We start from the raw sequence: 6,000 nt of genomic DNA, 5'->3' as shown, positions 1-6,000 counted from the left end.
ACGAAGAGCCCGTCCACCTCGGCCGCCAGGGCCGGGGCCGGGGCGCGCAGGTCCCGCTCCCAGCGGGCGCTGTCCGCCGGTTCCCCGGAGCGGGCCGTCACCACCCACAGCTCCGCGGGCAGGCCCGCCTCGGCGGCGGCCAGCGACGCCGCCGAACCGCCCTCCAACAGGCGCAGCAGCAGGGCGGTGTCCCGGGCGGTGGTGGACCGCTCCTGATCGGCCAGGGTCTCGCGGTGCGCGGTGATCAGACGGCCGCGCACCGCCTCGGCCCAGTCCTCGTACAGCTCGCGCATGTCGAGCAACTGCTCGGCACCCACCCCCTGGGCGCGGGCGACCTCCCTGGACCGTGCCCAGATCGCGCGTTCGGCGATGTGGATGGCGGCCAGTACCGCCTCCACCGGGATGCCCTGTAGGGCCCGGGTCACCCCGAGCTCCTGGACGAAGTCCAGCTCGGCCTCGGTGGGGCCGCGCCGGGCCGCCACCGCCCGGGTCGCGGCCAGCAACAGCGCCCGGGTGTGCGCGCTCATGTCACCCGGGGTGAGCGCGGCCAGCTCACGTATCGACCCGCGGACACCGGCCACGGTCGCCGACAGCAGCCGGTCGTCGGCCACCACCTGTTCGATGACGGCGACGACCCCACCCCAGTCCCCCCGCGCGTCCATCGGTGCCTCCTCGTGTACCCCGTCGGATTGTGGCGGACCACAACGCCGGTGGGCAAGAGTGTGCCCGTGGCCATGTCCTGCGGCCAGGAAGCCGCCTACGATTGGTCCTGCGCACAAGCCCTGCATCCGGTCGGTCGGTGTGCGGCGACGGCCCCCTCCCCGAACAGGGCCGCGCCCCGGAGGTCCCCGGCCTCTCCCCGAGCACACCGGCCCACGGTCTCCCCGTCGGCACCCGGTCCCCTGACCCGGACCCGGTGTCGGCGGGGCAGCCCTCCGGAGAACCGCGGCGCCCGCCGAACCTGGGAGGGCCCGGCGGGCGCCGCACCCCGCCCCCGAGGAGGCTCCCGATGAGTGTGTCGTACCGCAGCGGGCCCGGCCGCCGAGCCGCGCTCCGAGCAGTGCGCGCCGTATCCCGGCGCACACGACCCGTCCACGGCCCGGGAGTGCCCGGCCCGGACGCCCGCAACCCCGGGGAGGCGGGGTGAGCCGCCCCCGCGTCGCCGTGATCGGGGCCGGGGCGGCGGGTCTGGCCGCCGCCAAGGCCCTGCTGGACCGCGGCCTGGAACCGGTCGTCCACGAACGCGGCGAGCGCCCCGGCGGGCTGTGGGTGCGTGCGGACCCCGACTCCCCGGCCTATGCCTCCCTGCACCTCAACACCAGCCGGGGGCGCACCGAGTTCGCCGCCTTCCCCATGCCGCGGACGTGGCCGGACTACCCGTCGGCGGACCTCGTGGCCGGATACCTCGCCGACTACGCCGACGCCTTCGGGGTGACCGGGCGCATCCGGTTCGGCACCACCGTCACCTCGGTGGAGCGCACGCAGGACGGCCGCTGGGAGGTCGCCACCGACCGGGGCGCCGACCACTACGACGCGGTCGTCGTCGCCAACGGGCACAACCGCGAGCCCCGCATGCCCGCCGCGACCTACCCGGGCGACTTCTCCGGCGTCCACATGCACGCCCACGCCTACCGCGACCCCGAGCCGTTCCGGGACCGCCGGATCCTGGTCGTCGGCATGGGCAACTCCGCCATGGACATCGCCGTCGACGCCTCCCACGTCTCCCGCGGGCCGGTCCTGCTCTCCGCCCGCCGCGGCGTCCACATCGTGCCCAAGTACCTGTTCGGACGGCCCTCCGACGCCGCCGGCGGGGCACTGGCGGCGCTGCCCTGGCGCATCCGCCAGGCCGTCGCCCAGACCATGCTGCGGCTGGCCGTGGGCCGCCCCCAGGACTACGGGCTGCCCGCCCCCGCCGGAGGGCTGCTCCAGAACCACCCCACCATCAGCGACACCGTCCTGAGCCGCCTCACCCACGGCGAGATCACCGCCCGCCCGGGCATCGTGCGCTTCGAGGGCGACCGGGCGGTGTTCGCCGACGGGCGCAGCGACGTCGTCGACATCGTGGTCTGGGCCACCGGCTACCGCGTCACCCTCCCCTTCCTCGGCGAACGCTGGACCGGCCCCGACCCGGAGCGCCTGCCCCTGTACAAGCGGGTGTTCCACCTGGACGACCCGAGTCTGGCGTTCGTCGGCCTCATGCAGTCCACCGGCGCCGCCCTGCCCGTCGTGGAGGCCCAGGGCGAACTGGTCGCCGCCCACCTGGCGGGGGAGTACGCCCTGCCCGACCCGGCCGGGTGCCGCCGCGCCGTCGCCCGCGACCTGCGGGCCGCCACCGCCCGCTGGGGCGACAAGCGCCCCATGATGCGGGTGGACTTCGACCGCTACGTCGCCGACCTGTCCCGCGAACGCGCCGCCGGGGCCGAGCGCCTGGCCGCCCGCCCCGAACGCGCCTTCACGCCCGTCCGCGCCCGGGAGGACACCCGATGAGCCGACCCCTGCGCGACCTGCTGTCCGGCGGCCGCCGCGACCCCCGTGGCCTGCGTGTCCTGGCCACCGGTGCCTCGGGCACCTTCGGCCGGGCCCTGTGCACCCGGCTGCGCGCCGCGGGCGCGCGGGTCATCGGTCTGGACGCCCGCCCCCGCGAGGACGACCCCGTCGAGGTCATCGCCTGCGACATCACCGACGACGCCGCGGTCCCCGCCGCCGTCGCGGAGGCACTGTCCCGGCTGGACGGGCTCGACCTGCTGGTCAACAACGCCGGGGTCGGCGGGCCCGCCCCGGCCGAGCTGCCCCCGGGCGCCGAGGCCCGCCGCCAGTTGGACGTCAACCTGCTCGGAGCCTGGCGGGTCGGCGCCGCCTGCGTGGACGCCCTCGTCGAGTCCCGCGGCCGGGTGGTCGTGGTGGCCTCGCGCATGGCCGTCATGCAGTTGCCCCTGGCCGCCGCCTACGGGGCCTCCAAACGCGCGCTCGTCGCCTACGCCGACGCCCTGCGCCTGGAACTGGCCCCGCACGTGACGGTCACCTGCGTCTACCCGTCCATGGTGCGCAGCCCCATCCACGACTCGACCGCCCGGGCGGGGCTGTCCCTGGAGGGGATGAGCACCTACGAGAGCCTCGACGGGGTCGTGGACACCGTTCTGCTGGCGGGGTTGTCGCGCCGCCCCCGCCGGGACCTGCCGACCACCCGCCGGGGCGCGGTCGAGTTCTTCCTGGCCCGGCACCTGCCGACGGTCACCGACCGGATCATCGCCCGCACCCTGGCGGCCCGCGCCCGCTCCGGCGCCTTCGCCGGGGCCGAACCCGCCCGCGGCGTGGTCCGGCGCACCGCGCCGCCCGAGGCGCGCTGATACCGTGCGTGCATGGCCAAGCCCTACAGTGACGCCCTGATCGCCGACGGCCCGCTGCTGTTCATCTCGGGCCAGGTCCCCGTGGGCCCCGACGGAGAGGTCGCCGGGGACATCGGCGGCCAGACCCGGCAGGTCCTGAGCAACATCGAGGAGATCCTCGCCCGCCACGGCGCGGACCTCACCCACGTGGTGCGGCTCACCTACTACCTGCGCCACATCAGCGACCTGGACGAGTTCCGCTCCGCGCTCCTGTCCCACCTGCCCGACGGGCACCGGCCCACCGCGACCCTGGTGGAGGTGAGCGCCCTCATCGACCCCACCTACCACGTGGAGATCGACGGCGTCGCCTGCCTGCCCCGCCGGTGAACCCGCTGGAGGGCTTCGCCGCCCACCTGTCGGGCGAGCTGGGCCGCTCCCCGCACACCGTGCGCGGCTACCTCGCCGACCTGCGGTCCCTGCTGGCGGACCTGGAGGAGCGCGGCCTGGAGATCGGCGACCTCGACGTGCCGGTGGTGCGCGCCTGGCTGTCCCGCGCCCGCGACCAGGGCGCGGGCCGGTCCACGGTCGCCCGCCGGGTGGCCGCCGTCCGCGCCTTCACTCGCTACCTGCACCGCGAGGGCGTGCTCGCCGCCGACCCGGGCCCGCGCCTGTCCGCCCCGGCCCAACGGCGCACACTGCCCACCGTCCTGGACGAGGCACAGGCCGAGGCCGCGCTGTCGCACCCGGTGGACGGCACCCCGGTGGGCACCCGCCGCCGCGCCGTGGTCGAGCTGCTCTACGCCACGGGTGTGCGCGTCGCCGAGCTGTGCTCCCTGGACGTGGACGACGTCGACCGCGCCCGCAACACCGTGCGCGTCGTCGGCAAGGGCGACAAGGAGCGCACCGTCCCGGTGGGCGCCCCGGCCCTGGACGCCCTGGACGACTGGCTCGCCACCGGCCGCCCGGCCCTGGCCGCCCCCGCCAGCGGCCCGGCCCTGTTCCTGGGCGTGCGCGGCGGCCGCCTGGACGTGCGCCGCGCCCGCGAGGACGTCCACGCCCACCTGGGCACCGCGGGCCTGGACGCCGCCCCGCACGACCTGCGCCATAGCGCCGCCACCCACCTGCTCAACGGCGGCGCCGACCTGCGCAGCGTCCAGGAGTTCCTGGGCCACGCCAGCCCCCGCAGCACGCAGATCTACACCCACGTCTCCGTCGACCGCCTCCGCGACGTCTACCGCCGCTCCCACCCCCGCGCCTGATCGCCCCACGGGTACCTCGCCCCGCCTCTGGCCAGGGAGTCCTGCCGACGCACTGCACTGCACCGCACCGACACCCGTCGGCAGCGCCCCCGCCCGGGACGACGGCGACGGCTTCCGACTGCTCTTCCCTGTGGTCCCCGTCGGCGGAGACGTTTCCGGTCAGGAAGTCTCTCCGGTCCGCTTTCTCTGCTGTACCTCCCACCGGAGGAACTGCGCACGCAGCATCAGGGAGCACAACCCCACCGCCCACGCCACGGTCGTCGGCAGGGCGGCGGCCACCGCCGCCGTCAGCCGTTCCTCCCCGTACAGCCCGCCCTCCGGTGGTGGCTCCATGAACAGCAGGCGGTACACGACGACCGTGCCCACCACGGCGAGGAACAGCCCCACGAGGGCTCCGGCCGCCAACACCCCGCCGGGCCGTTCCACCAGGGGAGGCCTGCGTGCGGGCATCCTCGCGCTCTCCGGTCGACTCACGACTTCCCTTCCTCCAGGTCCTCGGCCACCCGCCCCCGTGGTCGGCTGAGCCGTTCCCGGAAGAGGAAGGCGTTGACCGCCACCGACCCGGCGATGGCCGTCGGCACGGCCACCAGCACGGCCTTGCCCGCCTGGGTAACACGCTGTCTGTTGCAGAGTTCGCCGGTGTAGTTGCCCACTTGGTCGGACTGCATGTCGTGGTCGCCGCCGGGCACCGGGAAGACGTTCCATACCGGGAAACATGCGTGCGTGCTGTCCCCGGTCCATGTTCTTGGGACAGGAAACATCAGCAGAGATATGAGGATGGCGACGCCAACGAGGCAGGTGAGTGCCCCGCATATAGCGATAAACCACGGACGGAAGGCCGGGTGGTGGACGAGCGGCTTTCGCGTGATGTTCACCTTTGCCATTATTTTTTACTCTTGCCCTTCGTGGCTTCTCTCGTTTTTATTGTTTCTGTCGGCTTCTATTTTGTTCAGGATTTTTTGGTGCCTTCGGAGCAAGAGAAAGGTTGACCCGATGGAGCCGGAAATCGCTGTTGGTGCGGTGACGATGAGAGCTGTTCCCATCCGCTCTCGGCGGAGCTCCTCGCAGGCGTCCTCCTGTTTTGATCTCCATTCCGATGAGATTTCTTCATTATCTTCTTCGTATGCGGAATTTTCGCCGAGGGTGCTGATGCATGCCACCGTTCCGTGGGTTTCGGTCTCCAAGGAGGGTGGGCCCAACAGCAGGTGCAGGACGATCCCGAACCCCGCGGCTCCGAGGAAAAGGAAGAGCAGGCCGGCGGTCAGGTAGGCGGCCTGTGGTTCGGGACGTCCGTCGCTCCAGGCTCCGGTTGCGTCATGGCTCATATGAGCGTGCCTCCGATGTGTTCCAATCGGGGGATTCCTCCGAAGAACGCCGCTGAGGGCAGCGCCCTGCGCGAACCCGGCGCCAGAGGC

At 73.6% G+C, this 6,000-nt stretch carries 7 protein-coding genes and 1 pseudogene; 4 read left to right on the top strand and 4 right to left on the bottom strand.

Annotated features, from left to right (window positions below; genetic code table 11):
* Window positions 1-662, bottom strand: a pseudogene (locus QJS33_RS25855) (PucR family transcriptional regulator); the annotation flags it as partial.
* Window positions 663-1,143: 481 nt separating this feature from the next.
* Between QJS33_RS25855 and QJS33_RS25850 the strand changes: the two are divergent.
* Genes QJS33_RS25850 through QJS33_RS25835 form a run of 4 tightly spaced genes read left to right on the top strand, consistent with a single transcriptional unit; the run spans window position 1,144 to window position 4,585 of the window.
* Window positions 1,144-2,487, top strand: coding sequence for an NAD(P)/FAD-dependent oxidoreductase (locus tag QJS33_RS25850; protein ID WP_306370678.1), 1,344 nt, complete (start codon window positions 1,144-1,146; stop codon window positions 2,485-2,487).
* Entirely contained in the window at window positions 2,484-3,347 is an 864-nt protein-coding gene (locus QJS33_RS25845; RefSeq protein WP_306370677.1) for an SDR family oxidoreductase, read from the top strand. Before QJS33_RS25850 ends, QJS33_RS25845 begins: the two co-directional genes overlap by 4 nt.
* A gap of 12 nt (window positions 3,348-3,359) precedes the next feature.
* Window positions 3,360-3,713 carry a RidA family protein gene (locus QJS33_RS25840; protein WP_306370676.1) on the top strand — a complete coding sequence of 118 codons (354 nt, stop codon included), beginning with the start codon at window positions 3,360-3,362 and terminating at the stop codon, window positions 3,711-3,713.
* Window positions 3,710-4,585 (top strand): tyrosine recombinase XerC, encoded by an 876-nt coding sequence (locus QJS33_RS25835; RefSeq protein ID WP_306370675.1) that lies wholly within the window; start codon window positions 3,710-3,712, stop codon window positions 4,583-4,585. Before QJS33_RS25840 ends, QJS33_RS25835 begins: the two co-directional genes overlap by 4 nt.
* Window positions 4,586-4,744: 159 nt before the next feature.
* Here QJS33_RS25835 and QJS33_RS25830 read toward each other — a convergent pair whose 3' ends face one another.
* From QJS33_RS25830 to QJS33_RS25820, 3 genes are all read right to left on the bottom strand, one after another.
* Window positions 4,745-5,059, bottom strand: coding sequence for a hypothetical protein (locus tag QJS33_RS25830; RefSeq protein ID WP_306370674.1), 315 nt, complete (start codon window positions 5,057-5,059; stop codon window positions 4,745-4,747).
* A complete protein-coding gene (locus tag QJS33_RS25825) occupies window positions 5,056-5,274 on the bottom strand; it encodes a hypothetical protein (RefSeq protein ID WP_306370673.1) in 219 nt (72 codons plus the stop codon). The genes QJS33_RS25830 and QJS33_RS25825 overlap by 4 nt, the downstream gene beginning before the upstream one ends.
* A 201-nt stretch (window positions 5,275-5,475) precedes the next feature.
* The gene (locus QJS33_RS25820; protein ID WP_306370672.1) at window positions 5,476-5,910 is read right to left on the bottom strand and encodes a hypothetical protein; all 435 of its coding nucleotides are present in this window, start codon (window positions 5,908-5,910) and stop codon (window positions 5,476-5,478) included.
* Window positions 5,911-6,000: the final 90 nt, after the last annotated feature.

Source organism: Nocardiopsis sp. CC223A (genome assembly GCF_030766825.1).
Lineage (GTDB): Bacteria > Actinomycetota > Actinomycetes > Streptosporangiales > Streptosporangiaceae > Nocardiopsis.
This window is presented reverse-complemented; position numbering and strand designations above follow the sequence as displayed.